The organism is Nonomuraea typhae (assembly GCF_009760925.1).
Lineage (GTDB): Bacteria > Actinomycetota > Actinomycetes > Streptosporangiales > Streptosporangiaceae > Nonomuraea > Nonomuraea typhae.
Genome location: NZ_VRLV01000014.1, coordinates 30,092 through 51,487 on the forward strand (window position 1 = coordinate 30,092; position 21,396 = coordinate 51,487).

Annotated in this window: 14 protein-coding genes; 11 read left to right on the plus strand and 3 right to left on the minus strand. The window is 70.5% G+C overall.

Features of this window, described 5'->3' with window-relative positions; translation table 11 throughout:
* Window positions 1-9 precede the first annotated feature (9 nt).
* The gene (gene def, locus FVE25_RS39330; RefSeq protein WP_157252589.1) at window positions 10-495 is read right to left on the minus strand and encodes a peptide deformylase; all 486 of its coding nucleotides are present in this window, start codon (window positions 493-495) and stop codon (window positions 10-12) included.
* Window positions 496-595: 100 nt separating this feature from the next.
* Here def and FVE25_RS39335 point away from each other — a divergent pair, with 100 nt between their 5' ends.
* A complete protein-coding gene (locus FVE25_RS39335; RefSeq protein ID WP_157252590.1) occupies window positions 596-1,069 on the plus strand; it encodes a ribose-5-phosphate isomerase in 474 nt (157 codons plus the stop codon).
* Between the two features lie 3 nt (window positions 1,070-1,072).
* On the opposite strand, the gene FVE25_RS39340 is transcribed toward FVE25_RS39335, so the two are convergent.
* Together FVE25_RS39340 and FVE25_RS39345 are read right to left on the minus strand one after the other, a co-directional pair.
* Complete coding sequence (locus FVE25_RS39340; RefSeq protein WP_157252591.1) at window positions 1,073-2,476, minus strand: aldehyde dehydrogenase family protein; 1,404 nt, start codon at window positions 2,474-2,476, stop codon at window positions 1,073-1,075.
* A 213-nt stretch (window positions 2,477-2,689) separates the two neighbouring features.
* Window positions 2,690-3,310, minus strand: coding sequence for a mycothiol-dependent nitroreductase Rv2466c family protein (locus tag FVE25_RS39345; protein WP_157252592.1), 621 nt, complete (start codon window positions 3,308-3,310; stop codon window positions 2,690-2,692).
* Between the two features lie 91 nt (window positions 3,311-3,401).
* Here FVE25_RS39345 and pepN point away from each other — a divergent pair, with 91 nt between their 5' ends.
* The 10 genes from pepN to FVE25_RS39395 all read left to right on the plus strand — a co-directional run bounded on the left by pepN (window position 3,402) and on the right by FVE25_RS39395 (window position 21,215).
* Entirely contained in the window at window positions 3,402-5,960 is a 2,559-nt protein-coding gene (gene pepN, locus FVE25_RS39350) for an aminopeptidase N (protein WP_157252593.1), read from the plus strand.
* A gap of 278 nt (window positions 5,961-6,238) precedes the next feature.
* Window positions 6,239-7,402: an ROK family transcriptional regulator gene (locus FVE25_RS39355; protein WP_157252594.1), complete on the plus strand. Its 1,164-nt coding sequence runs from the start codon at window positions 6,239-6,241 to the stop codon at window positions 7,400-7,402.
* The gene (locus FVE25_RS39360; RefSeq protein WP_157252595.1) at window positions 7,399-8,334 is read left to right on the plus strand and encodes a carbohydrate ABC transporter permease; all 936 of its coding nucleotides are present in this window, start codon (window positions 7,399-7,401) and stop codon (window positions 8,332-8,334) included. Before FVE25_RS39355 ends, FVE25_RS39360 begins: the two co-directional genes overlap by 4 nt.
* A complete protein-coding gene (locus FVE25_RS39365; RefSeq protein WP_157252596.1) occupies window positions 8,327-9,133 on the plus strand; it encodes a carbohydrate ABC transporter permease in 807 nt (268 codons plus the stop codon). Before FVE25_RS39360 ends, FVE25_RS39365 begins: the two co-directional genes overlap by 8 nt.
* Window positions 9,134-9,143: 10 nt before the next feature.
* Window positions 9,144-10,400, plus strand: coding sequence for an ABC transporter substrate-binding protein (locus tag FVE25_RS39370; protein ID WP_157252597.1), 1,257 nt, complete (start codon window positions 9,144-9,146; stop codon window positions 10,398-10,400).
* Window positions 10,401-10,442: 42 nt separating this feature from the next.
* Window positions 10,443-11,513, plus strand: coding sequence for a glycoside hydrolase family 15 protein (locus tag FVE25_RS39375; RefSeq protein WP_157252598.1), 1,071 nt, complete (start codon window positions 10,443-10,445; stop codon window positions 11,511-11,513).
* Complete coding sequence (locus FVE25_RS39380) at window positions 11,510-13,699, plus strand: glycoside hydrolase family 31 protein (RefSeq protein WP_157252599.1); 2,190 nt, start codon at window positions 11,510-11,512, stop codon at window positions 13,697-13,699. The genes FVE25_RS39375 and FVE25_RS39380 overlap by 4 nt, the downstream gene beginning before the upstream one ends.
* Window positions 13,700-13,713: 14 nt before the next feature.
* Complete coding sequence (locus tag FVE25_RS39385; RefSeq protein ID WP_219825843.1) at window positions 13,714-16,953, plus strand: TIM-barrel domain-containing protein; 3,240 nt, start codon at window positions 13,714-13,716, stop codon at window positions 16,951-16,953.
* A complete protein-coding gene (locus tag FVE25_RS39390; protein WP_157252601.1) occupies window positions 16,950-19,781 on the plus strand; it encodes a TIM-barrel domain-containing protein in 2,832 nt (943 codons plus the stop codon). The genes FVE25_RS39385 and FVE25_RS39390 overlap by 4 nt, the downstream gene beginning before the upstream one ends.
* A 75-nt stretch (window positions 19,782-19,856) precedes the next feature.
* Window positions 19,857-21,215 (plus strand): serine/threonine-protein kinase, encoded by a 1,359-nt coding sequence (locus FVE25_RS39395; protein ID WP_219825844.1) that lies wholly within the window; start codon window positions 19,857-19,859, stop codon window positions 21,213-21,215.
* Window positions 21,216-21,396 lie beyond the last annotated feature (181 nt).

The window sequence follows — 21,396 nt, forward strand, 5'->3', positions numbered from 1 at the left end:
GTGATCAATCTAGGCGCGCAGCATGATCGTGCGCGCGTCCTGCTTGGCCAGATGGTCGATGTAGAGCTTGCCGTCCAGGTGGTCGGTCTCGTGCTGGAAGCAGCGCGCCAGCGACCCGCGGGCCTTGATCTTCACCGGGCGGCCCAGCCGGTCCACTCCCTCGACGGTGACGCCGGCCGCGCGGGCGGTGGCGGCGTACTGCGGCTTTCCGGTCGCGCGGTCGGGCACCGACAGGCAGCCCTCCTCGTCCAGGACCGGCTCCGGATCGTCCACGGTCAGCACCGGGTTGATGACGTGGCCCTTGCGCCGGCTGATGTCGTAGACGAACAGGCGCCGTGACACGCCGATCTGCGGGCCCGCCAGCCCGACGCCGTCCACCGCGTACATGGCCTGGAACATCTCGTCGATCAGCTTGCGCAGCTCCCTGTCGAAGTCGCTCACGGGCTCGGCCGGCGTGCGCAGGACGGGGTCGCCGATCACGCGGATCTCACGCATGGATGCTCCTGTAAGGGTTGCCGCAGTTGTTAGCCCCTTACCTTAGCCAGCGCCGGACAGCCTCGGCGGTGCGCGGCGGCCCTTGTGGAAGACTGGGGCGGTGCGTGTCTACATCGGTGCCGACCATGCCGGCTATGAGCTGAAGAACCACCTGGTGTCCTGGCTGAAGGACCACGGCCACGAGGTCATCGACTGCGGCCCAGCGGTCTACGACGCGGAGGACGACTATCCGGCGTTCTGCCTGCGCGCGGCCGAGGGCGTCGCCGAGGACCCGGGCAGCCTGGGCGTCGTCATCGGCGGCTCCGGCAACGGCGAGCAGATCGCCGCCAACAAGGTCAAGGGCATCCGCGCCGCGCTGGCCTGGAGCGAGGAGACCGCCCAGCTGGCCCGCGAGCACAACAACGCCAACGTGGTCAGCGTGGGCGCCCGCATGCATCCGCAGGACGAGGCGACCCGCTTCGTCGAGGTCTTCCTGTCCACGGCGTTCAGCGGGGCCGAACGGCACAGCCGCCGCATCGCCCAGCTCGACGCCTACGAGACCATCGGCCAGCTGCCGCCTCTCCCGGAGGCCTGACGGTCACAGCTGGAGGGACTTGACCTCCAGGAACTCGTCGAGGCCGTACTCACCGAGCTCTCTGCCGACGCCCGACTGCTTGTAGCCGCCGAAGGGCGCCTGGGGGTTGAAGGAGCCGCCGTTGATGGCGACCTGACCGGTGCGCAGGCGGCGGGCGACGGCCACGGCGCGCTCCTCGGTGCCCGCCCACACCGCGCCGGCCAGGCCGTACCTGGTGTCGTCGGCGATCTGGACGGCTTCGTCCTCGCTCAGGTAGGGGATGATCGACAGGACGGGGCCGAAGATCTCCTCCTGCTCGATGGTCATCCCGGGGGTCACGGCGGCGAAGATGGTGGGCTCGACGTAGTAGCCGCGCTCGTGGGGGGACTCGGTGCCGCCCAGGACGAGGCGGGCGCCCTCCTCCTGGCCGCGGTTGATGTAGTGGACGACGCGGTCGCGCTGGGTGGCCGAGACGAGCGGGCCCAGCCGGCTGGCCTCGTCGAAGGGGTCGCCGACGGTGTATTTGCGGGCGGCCTCCACGGCCAGCCGTACGGCGTCGTCGTACTGGTCGCGGTGCACGAGCATGCGGGACCACGCCGAGCAGGTCTGGCCCGAGTTGATGAAGCAGTTGGCCACGCCGGCCTTCACCGCGGTCGGGAGGTCGGCGTCGGGCAGGATGACGTTGGCCGACTTGCCGCCGAGCTCGAGGGCCACGCGCTTGACGGTCTCGGCGGCCAGCGAGGCCACGCGGCGGCCGGCGGCGGTGGAGCCGGTGAAGGAGACCAGGTCGACCTCGGGGTGGGTGGCCATGGCCTCGCCCACGACCGGGCCGCGGCCGCTGACCAGGTTGAAGACTCCGGCGGGCAGGCCGACCTCGTGGAAGATCTCGGCCAGCGCGTAGGCGGCCAGGGGGGCCACTTCGCTGGGCTTCAGCACGACCGTGCAGCCGGCGGCGAGCGCGGGGCCGGTCTTGCAGATGATCTGGTGGAGCGGGTAGTTCCACGGGGTGATCGCGGCGACCACGCCGACGGATTCCTTGACGACCAGGGAGGTGCCGACGCGCTCCTCGCGCGGGTAGCTCTCGGCCAGCTGGGCGTAGTGCGACAGGACTCCGGCGGGCATCAGCGTCTGGACCTTCAGGGAGAAGCCCAGCGGGGCGCCCATGTCGGTGGCGATGGTGCGGGCGATCTCGGGGGCGCGTGCGGTCAGCAGTTCGGCGGCGGCGGCCAGCAGTTTGCCCCGCTCCCCAGCGGCGGTGGCCGACCAGGAGGGGAAGGCGGCGCGCGCGGCGCGTACGGCGGCCTCTACGTCGTCGGGGGAGCCCGCGGGCACCCGGTCGATGGTCTCTTCTGTCGCGGGGTTGACGACGTCGATCGTCTCGCCCGACGCGGAAGCGGTCCAGGCACCGCCGATATAGAGCTGACGCATAGCCCCCATCCTCGCGCGCGCGCCGTCACAATGCGAGGGCTCCGCGGAACCCATGGTGAGCCCTTTCCACCGCGATCACATCGCGCGCTCGGGAAATCCCTCGATCGAGCCGGGGCCGAGCTGGAAGGATGGGGAAACATCCGAGGCGAGGCGCCGCCCCGGCGGTGTGGTGCGCGGGTGCGCACGCCGGGACGGGCGCCGAGCCGTCCGGCCCTACCCGAAGGACGGCCGTTTGGTGCGCGTGCGCTTGAGTTCGAAGAAGTCCTCGAATCCGGTGACGAGCAGCACGCCGTCCCACAGGCGGCCGGCCTCCTCGCCACGCGGGATGGCGGTGATGACCGGGCCGAAGAAGGCGTGGCCGCCGACCCGGACGATCGGGGTGCCGACGTCGTCCCCGACCAGGCTGACGCCCTCGTGATGGGAGGCGCGCACGGCCTGGTCGTAGGCGGTGGAGGTCATGGCGTCGGCCAGGGCCGTGTCGAGGCCGGCGGCGGTCAGCGCCTCCTCGGCCAGCTCGCGCAGGAGCTCGGGTTGCCGGTTGCGCCCCTCGTTGTGCAGCCGGGTGCCGAATTCGGTGTAGAGGCGGCCGACGGCGGCCTCGCCGTCCTTCTGCCCGGCGGCCGCGAGGATGCGGACCAGTTCGATGGAGCGGGCGATCCTGGCGCGGTAGCCGGAGTCCACGTCCTTGTCCTCGTTGAGCACGGTGAGGCTCATGATGTGCCAGCGGATCTCGATGGGACGGACCTTCTCCACCTCGAGGAGCCACCTGGATGTGACCCACGCATAAGGGCAGAAAGGATCGAACCAAAGGTCTACAGGAGTCTTGGCAGTCACGCACGGTCATAACCTGGGGTGGAGCAAGGGCTATTCCCCTCATGGGAAGATTCCGACAATCCCCAAAGAAGTGGTGTAGAAGGAGCGGAAGTTGGCAGGGAACCTTACCCGGGACGAAGCACGTGAGCGCGCCCGGCTGCTGAAGGTCGAATCGTATGAAGTGGCACTCGACCTGACCGAAGGCGAGGAGCGCTTCGAGAGCGTGACGACCGTCCGCTTCACCGCGCAACCAGGCGCCTCGACCTTCATCGACCTGCACGACGCGCGCGTGCGTCAGGTCACGCTGAACGGCGCCGACCTCGACGTCTCCGCCTACGACGCGGACACGGGGCGGTTCCCGCTGGCGGACCTGGCCGGGGAGAACGTGCTGCGCATCGACGCCGACTGCGCCTTCACGCGCACCGGCGAGGGCCTGCACCGTTTCGTCGACCCGGTCGACCAGAAGGTCTACCTGCACAGCCAGTTCGAGACCGCCGACGCGCACCGGATGTACGCCTGTTTCGATCAGCCCGATCTGAAGGCCACCTTCCAGCTGACCGTGCTGGCCCCCTCCGACTGGGAGGTCGTCTCCAACGCCGCCGCCGAGCGCGTCGAGGACCTGCCGCAGGACCGCGGCCGGCACGGCGCCCACCACGCCGACAAGAGGTGGACCTTCCCCGCCACCCCGGTGATGTCCACCTACATCACGGCGCTGGTGGCCGGGCCGTACCACAAGGTGACCGACGAGCACGACGGCATCCCGCTCGGCATCTACTGCCGGGCCTCGCTGGCCGAGCACCTCGACGCCGGCAACATCCTCGAGGTCACCCGGCAGGGCTTCGACTTCTTCCACAAGGTCTTCGGCGTCCGCTACCCGTTCGGCAAGTACGACCAGCTGTTCGTGCCGGAGTTCAACGCCGGCGCGATGGAGAACGCGGGCTGCGTGACCTTCCTGGAGGACTACGTCTTCCGCTCCCGCGTGACCGACGCCGTGGTCGAGCGCCGCGCCGAGACGATCCTGCACGAGATGGCGCACATGTGGTTCGGCGACCTGGTCACCATGCGCTGGTGGGACGACCTGTGGCTGAACGAGTCGTTCGCCACCTACATGTCGGTGCTCTGCCAGGCCGAGGCCACCCGGTGGGGCCAGGGCGCGTGGACCACGTTCGCCAACGTCGAGAAGTCGTGGGCCTACCGCCAGGACCAGCTGCCGAGCACCCACCCGATCGCCGCCGACATCGTGGACATGCAGGCGGTCGAGGTCAACTTCGACGGCATCACCTACGCCAAGGGCGCCTCGGTGCTCAAGCAGCTCGTCGCCTACGTGGGCCTGGACAACTTCCTGGCCGGCGTGCGCGACTACTTCAACGACCACGCCTGGGGCAACACCGAGCTGAAGGACCTGCTCAGCGCTCTGGAGCGCACCTCGGGCCGCGACCTGTCGTCGTGGTCGAAGGAGTGGCTGGAGACCGCGTGGGTCAACACGCTGCGTCCTTCCTTCACGGTCTCGGCCGACGGCCGGTTCGAGAGCTTCGAGGTGCTTCAGGAGGCTCCGGCCGACTACCCGACGCTGCGCTCGCACCGGGTCGCGATCGGCCTGTACTCGCTGGTGGACGGCGTGCTCACCCGGACCAAGCGGGTCGAGCTGGACGTCGTCGGCGCCCGCACCGCCGTGGCCGACCTGGTCGGCGAGGAGCAGCCCGACCTGGTGCTGATCAACGACGACGACCTGACCTACGCCAAGATCCGCCTGGACGAGCGCTCGCTGCGCACGCTGGTCGACGGCGGCATCACCAGGTTCGCCGACTCGCTGCCGCGTGCCCTGTGCTGGTCGGCCGCCTGGGACATGACCCGCGACGGCGAGCTGTCCACGCGGGACTACGTCAAGCTGGTCGTCTCCGGCGCCGGCACGATCAAGGACCTCACCGTCCTGCAGACGGTGCTGCGGCAGGCGCGCCTGGCCGTCCAGCAGTACGCGGACCCGGCCTGGCGGCCCGAGGGCCTGGCGCTGCTGGCCGGGATGGGGCGCGAGCTGATCGACGGGGCCGAGCCGGGTTCCGACTACCAGCTCGCCTTCGTGCAGGCGTTCGCGGGCGTGGCAGCCGCCGGTGCCGACCTCGACGTGCTGCAGGGCATTCTGGACGGCTCCGCCGTACCGGAGGGCCTGAAGGTGGACACGGACCTGCGCTGGACGCTCATCCACGCGCTGGTCTCCGGCGGCCGGCTGGGCGAGGCGGAGATCGCCGCGGAGCTGGAGCGTGACGCGACCGCGACCGGTGAGCGGTCGGCGGCGCTGTGCCGGGCGGCCATCCCGACGGCCGAGGCCAAGGACGCCGCGTGGGCCGCGATCGTCGGGGGCGAGCTGGCCAACGCGATCTTCCGCGCCACGATCGGCGGCTTCCAGGACCCGCACCACCCCGAGCTGCTGGCGCCGTTCCGCGAGCGGTACCTGGCCGAGGTGGCGCGGATCTACAAGGAGTGGAGCTTCGACGTCGCGCAGGGCTTCGCGGTGGGCTGCTTCCCGTCGCTGCTGATCGAGCAGGAGACCGTGGACGCCGTGCAGTCGTTCCTGACGGCCAACGAGGTGCCGCAGGCGCTGCGCCGCCTGATCCTGGAGGGCGAGGACGGAGTCCGGCGCGCGCTGCGCAACCGGGCCACGGACGCCTCCTGAACGGCCTGCTGAACCACTGACGAAGCCCCCGCCGGGTCCCGTCCGGCGGGGGCTTCGTCATCCCCCTCGATCGGCGAAGCGCCGGCCATGGGCGGTCGCTGACAAGAACCGCGGCCACGGCCGGGGTCGCGCTCCAGATCGGTGGTTCCCCCGTCGCTCTCCACTCTGGTACGGCCCGGCCGCGGCGAACACCTCTAAGGTTCCAGGGTCTTGACAGGCGAGGAGGCCCGGGCTCATATTTTTCACCACTAACTTTATGACTAAAGAAAGTCGAGGGCATGGCAGGCACTGACCGCGGCGACCTCACCCGGACGGCGATCCTCGCCCTGCTGGGCACGGTAGGGCCGCTCAGCCGTACCGAGATCGCGCGGGAGCTGGAGCTCAGCCCCGCGAGCGTCACGCAGCTCACCCGCGAGCTGATGGGCTCGGGGATGGTGGCCGAGCTCGACCTCAAGCCCTCGCGCGGCGGCCGGCCCGCCCAGCGGCTCGGGCTGGTCGGCAGCGCGGGCCGGGCGCTGGGCGTCAAGGTCACCGCCGACCACCTGGTGATCGTGGACGTACGGCTGGACGGCGAGGTGCTCGGCTCCTGGGAGCGGCCCTTCGCCCCCTCGGCCCCCGACAGCCTGGAGGCGCTCGGCGACGCGGTCGCCTCCGTGGTGGACGCGATCGACGACGCGCCGCCGCTGCTCGGCGTGGGCGTCGGGGTGCCGGGCAGCGTGGAGGACCAGGCGGTCGGCACCGTCAACGCGCCCACGCTCGGCTGGCAGGCCATGCCCGTCGGCGAGCGGCTGCGGCGCCGGCTCGACCTGCCGGTGCTCGTGGAGAACGACGTCAACGCCCTGGCCGCCGCCGAGCGCCTGTACGGCAGGGGCCGCACCCACCGGGACTTCCTCGTGCTGACGATCGGCCGGGGCGTCGGCGCCGCCGTGGTGACCGACGGGCGGGTGTACCGGGGGGCCAGGGGCGGCGCGGGCGAGTTCGGCCACTTCCCCGTCACGCCCGGCGGGCCGGTGTGCGGATGCGGCTCGACGGGCTGCCTGGAGGCGTACGTGGGCACCGCAGGGCTGGCGGCCGCGGCCCGGGCCAAGGGCGTGGCCGTGCTCGACGGCGGCGCCGCCGCGCGGGAGGTGTTCGCCGAGGCCGCGACCATCCTCGGCCGGGCCACCGCGGGCCTGGTGAACGTGGTGGATCCGGAGGTCGTGGTGGTCCTGGGCGAGGGCACCGCGCAGTGGGCGCACTGGAGCGAGAGCTTCCACGCGGCGCTGCGGGCGCACCTGCTGCCGGGGCGGCGCGACATCGCGGTCGAGGTCGAGAGCTGGGACGACACGAGCTGGGCCCAGGGCGCGGCGGCCCTCGTGCTGGCCACCCCGTTCGACGCGGCCGGAGCCGCGGGCGAGCAGGGACGCCTGGTGCGGGCCCGGCTGATAGGAGCGGCGACATGACCAGCACCGCCGAACCGGCCGTGGCGGCCCGGACGGCCGTCCCCGTGCCGCCGAGGACTCCGGGGCAGCGGGGCCGCAGATGGCGCTATGCCGCGACCGTGGCGGTCTTCCTGCTGCCCAGCGCGATCCCGCTCATGCTGTACACGATCATCCCGATGCTCGGCTCCCTCTGGACGAGCCTGCACGAGTGGAACCTGATCAACGAGATGCGCTGGGTCGGCCTCGGCAACTACGCCGAACTGCTGACCGATCCGCAGACGCTGACCGCCTTCGGCAACACCCTGTACTTCATCGCCGGCTACCTCCCCCTCGTCTACGCCGGCGGCCTGGGCCTGGCGCTGCTGCTCAACAAGGCGATGCGGGGCCGGAGCCTGCTGCGCGGCATCTACTTCCTGCCGGTGATCACCAGCTGGGTGGTCGTGGCGCTGATGTGGAAGTGGCTGCTCAACCCGGCCAGCGGCCTGGTCAACTGGGCGCTCGGCCTGGCCGGGATCACCGGCCCCGGCTGGTGGACCGACCCCGCCTGGGCGATGCCCGCGGTCATCCTGGCCTCGGCCTGGAAGGACCTCGGCTTCGTCATGGTCATCCTGCTGGCGGGCCTGCAGGCGATCCCCCGCGAGTACACCGAGGCCGCGCTCGTGGACGGCGCCTCGGCCTGGCAGCGCTTCCGCCGGATCACGCTGCCGCTGCTGTCCCCCTCGACCTTCTTCGTCGTGGTGATCTCGCTGATCAACGGCTTCCAGGTCTTCGACCAGGTGCGCATCATGGCCGGCGCCAACGCCCAGGTGGTGGTCACCCAGATCTACGACCTGACCTTCCGGTACGGCAGGGCGGGCATGGCCTCGGCGCTGTCGTGGCTGCTGTTCGCCGTCGTGCTGATCGTGACCATCGTCCAGATCCGGGCGCAGCGCAGGTGGGTGACCTATGGGTAAGGCGTTCAGGTACCTGGCGGTGGTGCTCGGCGCGGCGGTGATGCTCTTCCCGTTCGCCTGGGCGGTCATCACCTCGCTGACACCGGGTGACGCGGTGCTGGCCGTACCCCCGGACTTCACCCCGGACGGCGCGGGGCTGGACGCCTATCGCAAGCTCATGGAGACGCTGCCATTCTGGCGGATCCTGCTCAACAGCGTGTGGATCGGGGCGGCCTCCACGATTCTGCAGTTGCTGACCAGTGCGATGGCGGCCTACGCGTTCGCGCGGCTGCCGTTCCCCGGGCGGGGGGCGTTGTTCAGCGTCTATCTGGCGACGCTGATGATGCCGCTGCCGGTGCTGGTCGTGCCGCTGTTCATCGAGATGCGGACGCTGGGCCTGGTCGACACCTACTTCGCGCTGCTGGCGCCGACGATCGCCTCGGCGTTCGGGGTGTTCCTGCTGCGGCAGGCGATCAACCAGGTGCCGAAGGAGTTCGACGAGGCGGCCGTGCTGGACGGGGCCGGTCATTTCCGGATTTTTCTGTACATCGTGGTGCCGCTGATCCGGCCGGCGCTGGCGACCTTCGCCATCTTCGGCTTCATGGCCAGCTGGAACAGCTACCTGTGGCCGCTGATCATCATCAAGTCGCCCGAGTTCATGACGCTGCCGCTGGGGCTGGCCACGCTGCACGGCCAGTTCACGACCCAATGGGACGTGGTCATGGCGGGCTCGGTGATCAGCGTGGTGCCGATCCTCATCCTCTACGTCTTCGCGCAGAAGCACGTCATCGCCAGCGTCGCCCAGACGGGGCTCAAGTAAAGGAAAGACTATGTCGCGAAAAATCATGACCACCCTGGTCGCGACCGCCCTCCTCGCCGCCGCCTGCTCCCAGGGCTCGGCCACCAAGGCCCCCACCGGCGAGGGCGGCAAGACGACGCTGCGCTACTTCACCTTCTCCGCCGCCCCCGACCATGTGAAGGACCTCGACACGATCGTCGCCGGCTTCGAGAAGGCCAACCCCGCGATCGACGTCGTGGTGGAGACCGCCCCCTTCGAGCAGTACTTCACCAAGCTCCAGACCAGCATCGCCGGCGGCACCGCCCCCGACACCTTCGAGCTCAACTACGAGAACTTCGTCACCTACGCCAGCGCCGGATCCCTGCTCGACCTGGGCACGGTCGCCGGCGACGGCGACAGCTCGGCCTACGCGGCCGAGTCGCTCAACGCCTTCAAGCACGACGGCAAGCAGCTCGCGCTGCCCGCCTCCTTCTCCACGGTCGTCCTGTTCTACAACAAGGACCTGTTCGAGAAGGCCGGGCTCGAGCCGCCCACCGCCGAGTGGACCTGGGCCGACGAGCAGAAGGCCGCCGAGAAGCTCACCGACAAGAAAGCGAAGGTCTTCGGCGACTTCCAGCCGGTGCAGTTCTTCGAGTTCTACAAGACGCTCAAGCAGGCCGGAGGCGAGTTCCTGGCCGCCGACGGCAAGAAGTCCGCCTTCAACGGCCCCGCCGGGGTCAAGGCGGCCACCTGGCTGGTCTCCAAGGTCGGCAAGACCATGCCCACCGAGGCCGAGATCGGCGGCACCGCCGACTACGACACCAACCTCTTCAAGTCCGGCAAGCTCGCCATGTGGCACAACGGCATCTGGCAGTTCTCGGGCCTGAAGGACGTGCCGTTCGCGTGGGACGTCGTCGTCGAACCCGGTGACACGGCCAAGGCCAGCGCCGTCTTCCACAACGCGGTCGCCGCCTCGGCCACCACCAAGAACGGCAAGGCCGCCTACGCCTGGGCCAAGTACCTCAGCTCCTCCGACGTGGCCGCGGGCACCCGCATCGCCTCCTCGTGGGAGCTGCCGCCCGTCTCCGACCAGCAGCTGCTGTCCGGCTACCTCAAGGACCCCAAGCCCGCCAACCGGCAGGCCGTCTTCGACTCGCTCAAGTCCATCGCGCTGCCCCCGGTCATCCAGCGTCAGCAGGAGATGCAGGACGCCGTCACCAAGGAGCTGACCGAGGCCGCCGCCGGGCGCAAGAGCGTCGAGGACGCGCTCAAGACCGCCGCCGAGAAGGTCGACGCCCTGCTGGGCTGACCTACGGCCCCACGACCCCACCTATCAGGAGTTTCAGACACCGTGTCTCTCGTCGCCCACAGCCTCGACGTGATCCGCAGGTACCAGTCGCCCACCGGCGCCTACCCCGCCGCGCCGTACTTCTCCGCCTACCAGGGCTTCTCCTGGCTGCGCGACGGCGCGTTCATCGCCGAGGGGGTGAGCAGGCACGGCGACGCCGACGGCGCCGCCGCCTTCCACCGCTGGTCGGGCGGGGTCATCGCGGACCGTGCCGGGCAGGTCGAGTCGCTGATCGCCCGCCGGGGCCCGATCCCGCCCGGCGACATGCTGCCCACCCGCTTCACCCTCGACGGGCTCAACGGCGACGACGGGTGGTGGGACTTCCAGCTCGACGGCTACGGCACCTGGCTGTGGGCGCTGGCCGAGCACACGCGCCGGCACGGCGCGGTGCCGGAGACCGAGAAGGGCGTGCGCACCGCCGCGCGCTACCTGTCGGCGTTCTGGCAGCTGCCCTGCTACGACTGGTGGGAGGAGCACGTCGAGCAACGGCACGTGGCCACGCTCGGCTCCATCCACGCCGGTCTGCGCGCCGCTTCCGACCTCGGCGTGCTCTCGCCCTCAGAGGGTACGGCTGCCGCCGCCGCCCTGGCCGGGATCGAGGCGCTGGTGGCCGCCGAGGGCGTCGTGGACGGGCGGCTGCGCAAGTGGCTGGGCAGCGACGCGGTGGACGGCAGCCTTCTGGCCTGCGTCGCTCCTTTCGGCCTCTACCCGGCCGGCCACCCGATCGGCGCGGCCACGGTCGCCGAGGTCGAGCGGCAGCTGGCCCGCGACGGCGGGGTGTACCGCTACCTGAAGGACACCTTCTACGGCGGCGGCCGGTGGGTGCTGCTGGCCGGATTCCTCGGCTGGAACCACGCCGCCGCGGGCCGGCCCGCCGAGGCCCGGCGCTACCTGGACTGGATGGCCGCCCAGGCCACCCCGGAGGGCGACCTGCCCGAGCAGGTGTCCGATCTGCTGCTGGCGCCGGAGTACGAACAGGAGTGGCTGGAGCGCTGGGGCACCGTGGCCACGCCGCTGCTGTGGTCGCACGGGATGTACCTGATCCTCGCCGGTGAGCTGGGGGTGTCCGCATGATCCGCCATCGGCCGCACGGCTCCGGGCACCCGTACGCGGAGACCGAGGACCAGCGCGTGCCCGCCGAGCCCCTGGCCGGGGAAGCGGTGGACCTGCGGGTCCGGGCGTCGGCCAAGGTGACGGCCGTGGTGTGCGAGTGGCATGAGGAAGGTGCCCAGCCCATCACGCTCACGCTGGCTCCGGCCGACGCCGGGCGCGCGGCGGAGGGCGAGCCGGACGGCGGGCATCTGGCCGCCGCCCAGGCCAGGGCGGCTCGGGCGGCCGCCGGGTCGTGGCGTGTGCGCACCGGGAAGCTGGAGGCGGGGAAGCGGTACCGCTACCGGTTCCTGGCGACCCTGGAGGACGGCGCGAGCCGTACGACGAAGTGGTTCGAGACCTCGGCGGCCGTGTGGCGGGAGACGGGCGGGAAGCTGCACGGCGACCGGATCGTGCCGGGCAGTGTGCGCTGGCTGGCCGACGTCCATGGCGTGCGCCGGGTTCGCTTCGAGATGGAGCTGGGCGAGAAGGCGCACGTGGTGGGGTTCGGTGAGCGGTTCGACGCCGTGGACCAGCGTGGCCGGGAGCTGGACGCGGTGGTGTTCGAGCAGTACAAGAGCCAGGGAGAGCACGGGCGGACCTACCTGCCGATGCCGTTCGCCCTGGTGGTCGACGGCCGGGACACCTGGGGCTTCCACGTGGTCACCAGCCGCAGGACCTGGTACGCGATCGGCGCGACGATCCGGGTCGAGGCCGAGGTGGGCCCCGAGGCGGAGCTGGCCGTGAGCACCTACGCCGGCACTCCGGCCCAGGTGCTGGACGCCTTCCTCGACGACGCCGGCCGTCCCGGCGAGCTGCCGGAGTGGGTGTTCCGGCTGTGGGCCAGCGGCAACGAGTGGAACACCCAGCAGCGCGTGATGGCCGAGATGGACCTGCATCGCGAGCACGACATCCCGGTCGGCGCGCTGGTCATCGAGGCGTGGAGCGACGAGAGCACGTTCACCGCCTTCCGCGGCGCCGAGTACGAGCCCTCCGAGGAGCCGCACCGGTACGCGGACTACACCTTCCCGGCGGACGGCCCGTGGCCGGATCCCAAGGGCATGGTGGACGAGCTGCACGAACGTGACATCAAGGTCCTGCTGTGGCAGATCCCGCTGCAGAAGATGCGCCCGCACCCCAAGCATCAGGCGGCGGTCGACGCCCGGCAGCTAGCCGAGCGCGGCTACGGGGTCAAGGAGGCCGATGGGCGGCCCTACCGCAACCGCGGCTGGTGGTTCCCGCTGGCGCTGATGCCCGATCTGTCCGCCGGGGAGGTGCGCGACTGGTGGACGGCCAAGCGCCGCTACCTGGTCGAGGAGGTCGGCGTCGACGGGTTCAAGACCGACGGCGGCGAGCACGCCTGGGGTTACGACCTGCGGTATGCCGACGGCCGTTCCGGCGCGGAGGGCAACGGGTTGTTCCCCGTGCACTATGCGCGGGCCTTCGGCGACCTGCTCAGGCAGTACGGCAAGGCCCCGGTCACCTTCAGCCGCGCCGGGTTCACCGGCTCGCAGCCGCACGGCGCGTTCTGGGCCGGCGACGAGGACTCGACCTGGCAGGCGTTCCGGAACTCGATCCGGGCCGGGATCACCGCCTCGGCCTGCGGGATCGTGTATTGGGGCTGGGATCTGGCCGGGTTCTCCGGCGAGGTGCCCTCGGCCGAGTTGTACCTGCGTGCCGCGGGCGCCTCGTGCTTCATGCCGATCATGCAGTACCACTCGGAGTTCAACCACCACCGCACGCCGTCGCGCGATCGCACGCCGTGGAACGTGGCCGAGCGCACCGGGGACCAGCGGGTGCTGCCGGTGTTCCGCGCGCTGGCCAAGATGCGCGAGCGGCTCGTGCCGTACCTGGTGGAGGAGGCGCGCAAGGCGGTCGGCGGCGGGGCGCCGCTCATGCGGGGGCTGTTCTTCGACCACCCGGACGACCCTGCGGTCTGGCGTCATCCGCTGCAGTACAAGCTGGGTGACGCGTTGCTGGTCGCCCCGGTCACCGAGCCTGACGTTTCGGAAATTTCGGTCTATCTCCCTGAAGGCACGTGGGTCCATGTGTGGACCGGCACGCGCCTGACCGGCGGGCAGGAGGTCACGCTGCCCGCGCTCCTCGCCCATCCGCCGGTGCTCTGCGCTGCCGAGCGCTGGCCCGATCTCGCCACAGTCTTCTCTGCTTGAGAGGTGCACCACCCGTGTTGCGTTTACGGTCGGGCGTCGTCGTCGCGGCGATCGTCCTGCTGGCCTCCCTCGTCACCGTCCCCGCCTACGCCCTCGACGGCGTCTACCACAACCCGACCGGCATCGACGAGCTGTACTCCAGCGAGCCCCACGAGCGCTCGCCGCGCGATCCGATGGCCGGGGAGGCGGTGACGGTCAAGGTCACGACCTGGCCGATCGAGCCCGGCCAGACGGTCTGGGCCACCTGGACCAAGAACGGCGTCAACCAGACGCCGGTCGGCGCCGCCTGGGACTACAACAGCGGCAACAACAGCTACTGGAAGATCAACCTGGGTTCCTTCGCCCGGGGAGACAAGATCAGCTACACGGTCAACGCCGACGTGAACGGGGGCGGGCAGAAGCAGATCGGCCCGTTCGCGTTCACGGTCACCTCGTGGAGCTCGCCGACGAACGTCACGAGCTTCACCAACAACGGCACGTCGGTAGACGTCACGACCGGCGACAGCGCGGGAAGCTTCACGCCGAAGATCCGCATCGCCTTCCCGGCCCCGGAGCGCTTCCGCACCCAGGTCGCCCCGAACGGCCAGGGCCTGACCGTCTCCGGCGCCTCCGGCTACACGGTCGCCGACTCGGCGAGCACGCTGACGCTCTCGACCAGCGCGCTCGTGCTGAAGATCCAGAAGTCGCCGTACCGGCTGTCGGTCTACAAGTCCGACGGCACCACGCTCATCACCCGCCAGGACGCCGCGAACCTGCGCTGGGCCAGCGACGGCGCCACCACGGTCACCAAGATCGAGGACGCCTACGCCTCCCCGTCGGGCGAGCGCTTCGAGGGGTACGGCGAGCGGTACGACCGCCTCGACCAGCGCGGTACCGAGGTGCACAACTACGTCTACAACCAGTACCGCGACCAGGGCGCCACCCGGCGCACTTACCTGAGCGTGCCCTTCTTCCTGAACTCGGCCGGCTACGGCGTCCACGTGAACAGCAACCGCTATGCCCGCTTCGCCCCCGGTGACCGGGCGGTCTTCACCGTGGACACCGGCGGCGCCCTGAACTCCACCCTCGACTACCACCTCTTCACCGGCACCCCGGCGAAGATCGTGGACGACTACACCGCGGTCACCGGCCGCCCGCAGTTGCCGCCGAAGTGGGCCTTCGGCGTGTGGATGTCGGCCAACGAGTGGAACACCCAGGCCGAGGTCGAGAGCGAGCTGGACAAGGTCACCACCAACAAGATCCCGCACACCGCCCTGGTGCTGGAGCAGTGGAGCGACGAGGCCACGTTCTACGTGTGGCACGGCGCCACCTACACGCCGACGGCCGGCAGCGGCAAGCTCGCCTACAACAACCTGACCTTCCCGGCGGGCACCGCGTGGCAGAACCCGAAGGCGATGGTCACCAACGCCCACAACAAGGGCGTCAAGGTGATCCTGTGGCAGATCCCGGTGTTCAAGGAGAACTTCGACAGCAACCCGCCGACCGCCCCGCAGCAGCACCTCAACGACAAAAGCTACGCGCAAGCCCAGGGCTATGTCGTGAAAAATCCGACCAACGGCCCGTATCGCATCCCCACCGGTCAGTGGTTCGGCGACAGCATGGTCCCCGACTTCACCAGCACGGCCGCGACCACCTGGTGGATGAGCAAGCGCGACTACCTCATGGACGAGGTGGGCATCGACGGCTTCAAGACCGACGGCAGCGAGGCGATCTTCGGCCGGGGCGTGCAGTTCGCCGACGGCCGCAAGGGCGACGAGATGCACAACGCCTACCCCAACAGCTACACCGGCGCCTACAACGCCTACGTCAAGGGCAAGAACCCGCAGAACACCGTCTTCAGCCGGGCCGGAACCACCGGCGCCCAGGCCAACTCGATCTTCTGGGCCGGCGACCAGAACTCCAGCTTCGCCGCCTTCCAGGAGGCGGTCCGGGCGATGATCTCGGCGGGCCAGTCCGGCGTGCCGTACACCGCCTGGGACCTCGCGGGCTTCACCGGCGACTTCCCGAGCGCGGAGCTGTATCTGCGCAGCGCGGCGCAGGCGGTGTTCTCGCCGGTCATGCAGTACCACTCGGAGAAGGCCAATCCGTCGGTCTCCGAGGCGCGCACGCCGTGGAACGTGCAGGCGCGCACCGGCGACACCTCCGTGGTGCCGGCGTTCCGCAAGTTCGCCAACGTGCGGATGAACCTGATCCCCTACCTGTACACCGAGGCCAAGGCGAGCTCGGTCACGGGCGCGCCGATGATGCGGGCGATGAGCTTCGCCTTCCCCGGTGACGCCACGGCCGCGGCGCAGGACCAGCAGTACATGTTCGGCTCGCAGCTGCTCGTGGCCCCGGTCACCGCGCAGGGCGCGAGCTCGAGGAACGTCTACCTGCCCGCAGGCGAGTGGTACGACCTGTGGAACGGCGGCCGCTTCACCGGCCCCGGCACCAAGACCTACACCGCGGGCCTGGACACGATCCCGGTCTACGCCAAGCCTGGGGCGATCCTGCCGCTGAACCTCAACGCCGACTACCAGCTCGGCGGCGAGATCGGCAACAGCGTCTCCGCCTACACCAACCTCACTTTCCGGATTTATCCGGCGGGGTCGACGTCGTACTCGTATGTCGAGGATGCGGCGGGGGCCAGCCGTACCATCTCCAGCGCAGAGAACTGGGGCGCGCACACGGCCACGATCACGGTTCCCGCGCTGACCACCACGAGCACGCTGCAGGTGGCCTCGACCAAGCCCAGCACGGTCACCGGCGCGAGCGCCCGGGCCACGCTCGCCGACCTCAAGGCGGCGGGTGAAGGCTGGTGGTGGGACCCGGTCCAGCAGCTCACCCACGTCAAGCTGGCCAGTGCGACCGGCAACCGGACCGTCGTGCTCAACGGCGTGGACAAGGCCGCCTACGAGGCCGAGTTCGCCGCCGGGACCGGCACGAGCACCAACAACGACCACCCCGGCTACACCGGCACCGGCTTCGTGGACGGCTTCGCGCAGGCCGGCGACGCGGTCACCTTCCAGGTCAAGGCGGACGCCGCGGGCAGCCACCAGCTGAGGTTCCGCTACTCCACCACGGTCGCGGCCACGCGCACGGTCTACGTGGACGGCGTCTCGGCCGGCACGCTCTCGCTGCCCGCGCAGCCGAACTGGGACACCTGGGGTACGGCGACGCTGCCGGTCACGCTGACGGCCGGAGCGCACACCATCAAGATCGAATACGCGAGCAACGGGATCAACCTCGACAACCTGGTGGTGGCCCGGCCATGAGACGCGCCTCGATCCTGCTCCTCACGCTGCTGGCCCCGCTCCTGGTCGCCCTGCCCGCGCACGCGGCGGTGCAGCGGGTCCAGTTCACCAGCGGCTCGGCCTACCTGATCGCCGAATTCCTGGACGACGACCTGGTCCACTTCGAGCTGGCCGGCGGGGCCGGCCCGGGCACCGGGTCGCCGCTGTTCACCACGCCCCAGATCGCCAAGAAGGACTACACGGGCCCGACGAGCTTCAACCAGTCGGGCAACACGCTGACCACGGCGTCGATGAAGGTCGAGGTGACCCCGGGCACGCTGTGCGTGAAGGTCTCCGACCCCACGCGGCTGCTGTACGAGGCGTGCCCGCGCAACCTGGCGCAGGCGTGGAAGGGCCTGACCGTCACCAAGGGGCAGATCCAGAACGCCTACGGGCTCGGCGAGCAGTTCTTCATGGGCGGCAGCGCCGACGGCGACTGGGTCGGCCGCGCCCGCACGCCGGGCGGCGCCTACGGCAACGCCATGGTCTACGACACCGACAACGGCCCGGTGGGCAACGCCCAGATCCCGGTGCTGTTCGCGGTGGGCGCGGCCAACCTCAACTACGGCCTCCTGCTCGACCAGGTCTACAAGCAGGAGTGGAACCTGACCGGGGACCCGTGGACCGTGGACACGTGGGGCGACCAGCTGCGCTGGTACACGATGACCGGGGCCGACCTGCCCGACCTGCGCAAGGACTACATGGAGCTGACCGGCCGCCCGCCGGTGCCGCCCAAGAAGGCGCTCGGCCTGTGGGTCTCGGAGTTCGGCTACGACAACTGGGCCGAGGTCGACAACCGGCTGAACGGCCTGCGCACGGCGAAGTTCCCGGTGGACGGCTTCGTGCTGGACCTGCCGTGGTTCGGCGGCGTGACCGCCGGTTCCGACAACACCCGCATGGGCACACTTTCCTGGGATTTATCGGCCTTCCCCAACCCATCGGCCGCTATTTCCGATTATCAGGCGAACAAGGGCATCGGCCTGATGACCATCGAGGAGTCCTACGTCGGCAAGAACCTGCCCGAACACGCCGACCTGGCCTCCCGCGGCTACCTCAACCGAGCCGGCTGCGCCACCTGCGCCCCCGTCTACCTCACCACCAACGACTGGTGGGGCCGCGGCGGCATGATCGACTGGACCCAGGACGCCGCCGGCGACTACTGGCACACCACCAAGCGCAAGCCGCTCATCGACCAGGGCATCCAGGGCCACTGGCTGGACCTCGGCGAACCCGAGATGTACGACGGCAACGACTGGACCGCCGGAGTCCTGCCCGGCAAGCACGCCCACGCCGACTACCACAACGTCTACAACCTCAAGTGGGCCGAGAGCATCGCCCGCGGCTACGCCAACGGCACCACCAAGCGCCCCTTCATGCTGGCCCGCTCCGGCGCCGCCGGCATGCAGCGGTACGGCGTGGCCATGTGGTCGGCCGACATCGGCTCCAAGCTGACCGCGCTGGCCCAGCAGCAGAACGTCCAGATGCACATGTCGATGTCCGGGATCGACTACTTCGGCTCCGACATCGGCGGCTTCCGGCGCGAGATGCTCGACTCCGACCTCAACGAGCTCTACACGCAGTGGCTGGCCAACGGCGCCTGGTTCGAGGTGCCGGTCCGCCCGCACACCGAGAACCTGTGCAACTGCGCGCAGACCTCCCCCGACAAGATCGGCCATGTGGCCAGCAACCTCGCCAACCTCCGCCAGAGGTATGAGCTCACGCCCTACTACTACTCGCTGGCGCACCGGGCCAACCGGACCGGCGAGCCGGTGGTGCCGCCGCTGGTCTACCACTACCAGAACGACCCGAACGTGCGGGAGATGGGCAGCGAGAAGCTCATCGGCCGTGACCTGCTGGTCGGCGTCGTGGCGGGCAAGAACGAGCGCAAGCGGAACATGTACCTGCCGGCCGGCACGTGGTTCGACCACCACACGGGCGAGAAGCTCACCAGCACGGGACAGTGGTTCAACGACCGGCCGCTGTGGACGGGCGGCGAGTTCAAGCTGCCCGCCTTCGCCAGGGCCGGGGCGATCATCCCCAAGATGTTCGTGGACGACAAGACCATGAACGTGCTGGGCAAGCGGACCGACGCCTCGACCAGGAACGAGCTGGTCGCCCGGGTGTACGCCGATGCCACGTCCACGAACTTCACCCTCTACGAAGATGATGGGGCGACCACGGCCTACCAGGGCGGCGCCGTCCGCACGACACAGCTCAGCCAGCAGCTCAGCGGCTCGACCGCGACCGTCACCGTGGCCGCGGCGAGCGGCACCTACACCGGCGCGCCGGGCTCACGGCAGAACGTGATCGAGCTGGTCACCGAGACGCAGGCGTCGGCGCTCACGCTCAACGGCACCGCGCTCACCCAGCACCCCACCAAGGCCGCCTTCGACGCCGCCGCCAGCGGCTGGTACAACGCCGGAGGCAACCTGGTCGTGGCCAAGTCGGCCGGAGTGAGCGTCACCACGGCCAAGACGTTCGCGTTCACGCTCGGCCAGGCGCCGGTCTCGGTGACGTTCTCCTGCGCCAACGGCACCACCACGCCCGGCCAGTCCGTCTACGCCGTGGGCAGCGTCCCGCAGCTGGGCACCTGGTCGGTGGCGAGCGCGGTCAAGCTGTCGCCCACGGCGTACCCGACGTGGACCGGCACGATCGGCAAGCTGCCGCCGAACACCACGGTCGAGTGGAAGTGCGTCAAACGCCAGGAGGCGAACTTCCCCGACACCGCCGACCAGTGGCAACCGGGTGCGAACAGCACCTTCACCACGCCGGCTACCGGAAGCGGAGGAACCACCACCGGAGCCTTCTGACAGGAGCGGGCGCCCGCCGCCAAGGCGGGCGCCCGCTTCATGAATCCCGCGTGCCCGGCACGCTGCGGTGTTAGCGTGGAAGGCGTGCTCGGCCCGGGGACCACACTCAACGACCGCTACCAGCTGACCAGCCGGATCGGCGGTGGCGGCATGGGCGAGGTCTGGCGGGCCACCGACACCGTGCTCGGCCGCGAGGTCGCGGTCAAGGTGCTCAACCCCGCGCTGACCGACAACCCGACCTTCGCCCAGCGCTTCCAGAACGAGGCCCGCGCGATGGCCACCCTGCGCCACCCGGGCGTCGTGGACGTCTACGACTACGGCGTGGCCCACGCCGCCGAGCGCGCGGTCAGCTTCCTGGTGATGGAGTACGTCCGCGGCGAATCGCTGGACAAGGCGCTCGACCGGGGCCCGCTCACCCCTGAGCACACGATGCGCCTGGTCGCCGAGGTCGCCGACGCGCTGTCGGCCGCCCACGCGCAGGGCATCGTCCACCGCGACGTCAAGCCGGGTAACCTGCTGCTGCGCCCCGACGGCCGGGTGGCGCTGACCGACTTCGGCATCGCCCACTCCGCGTCCGCGGGCCAGCTCACCGCCACCGGCGCGATGCTCTGCTCGGCCGGCTACTGCGCCCCCGAGATGGCTACGGCCAGCGACGTCACGCCGTCCGTCGATCTCTACGCGCTGGGCGTGGTGGCCTACGAGTGCCTGACCGGGCGGCTGCCGTTCAGCGGCGACACCCCGGTGCAGATCATCTACAAGCACCTGCACCAGGCCGCGCCCACGCTGCCCGGCGACGTCCCGCCCGGCCCGCGGGCGGTGGTGTCCAGGTCGCTGGAGAAGACCCCCGACCGGCGCTGGGCCACGGCCGCCGAGATGGCCGGGGCCGCGCGCAGGGCCCTCGCCGACCCCGGGGCCGTCCTCGAGGCCGCCCCCCGGTCCGTCCCCGTTCCCGAGCCCGTCTCCGCGCCCATCCCCGAGCCCGTTTCCGGGCCCGTCCCCAGCCGGGGCCGCCGCCGGGCGCTGCTCGGCGCGGTCGCGGTCTCGGCCGCCGTGCTGGCCACCGCGGCCGTGGTCGGTTCCCTGTGGCTGCGCCCGGCCACCCCGCAGGAGCAGTCCAACTTCTTCGAGCCCGGCACCGCCAGTGTGGCCCCGCCGACCGTCCGCGAGCAGGTCAAGGGCAAACAGGCGGTGCCGCCTGTCAAAACCTCCCCCACGCCGAAGGCGACGCCCACGGCCAGCGGCCAGCCGACGACTCCCACGCCGCCGGCCCAGCCGACGCCGCCCTCGGCCACGCCCACCGTGGTGCCGACCCCCACCGAGGAGCCCACCCCCACGGCCGAGCCGCCGACCTCGCCCGGCCCGGAGGAGCCCTCCGCCGAGCCGTCCAGCACGCCGGGCGAGATTCAGTGTGTGCGCGAACCCTGCCCCTCGTGAGTGGTGTCCGGGCTCTGTTCCGTCCAGTGCATGTCCATGGTCATCAGTGCACCGGTGAACGGCCCGGCTGGGTATCTCTAAGCTTTCAGGGTGACCACCGCACCGGACGGTCTGCGCGAAAGCCTCGAACACCGGCGTAAGCTGCAACGACGATCCGGCCGGAGCCAGCCGCCCAGGCAGG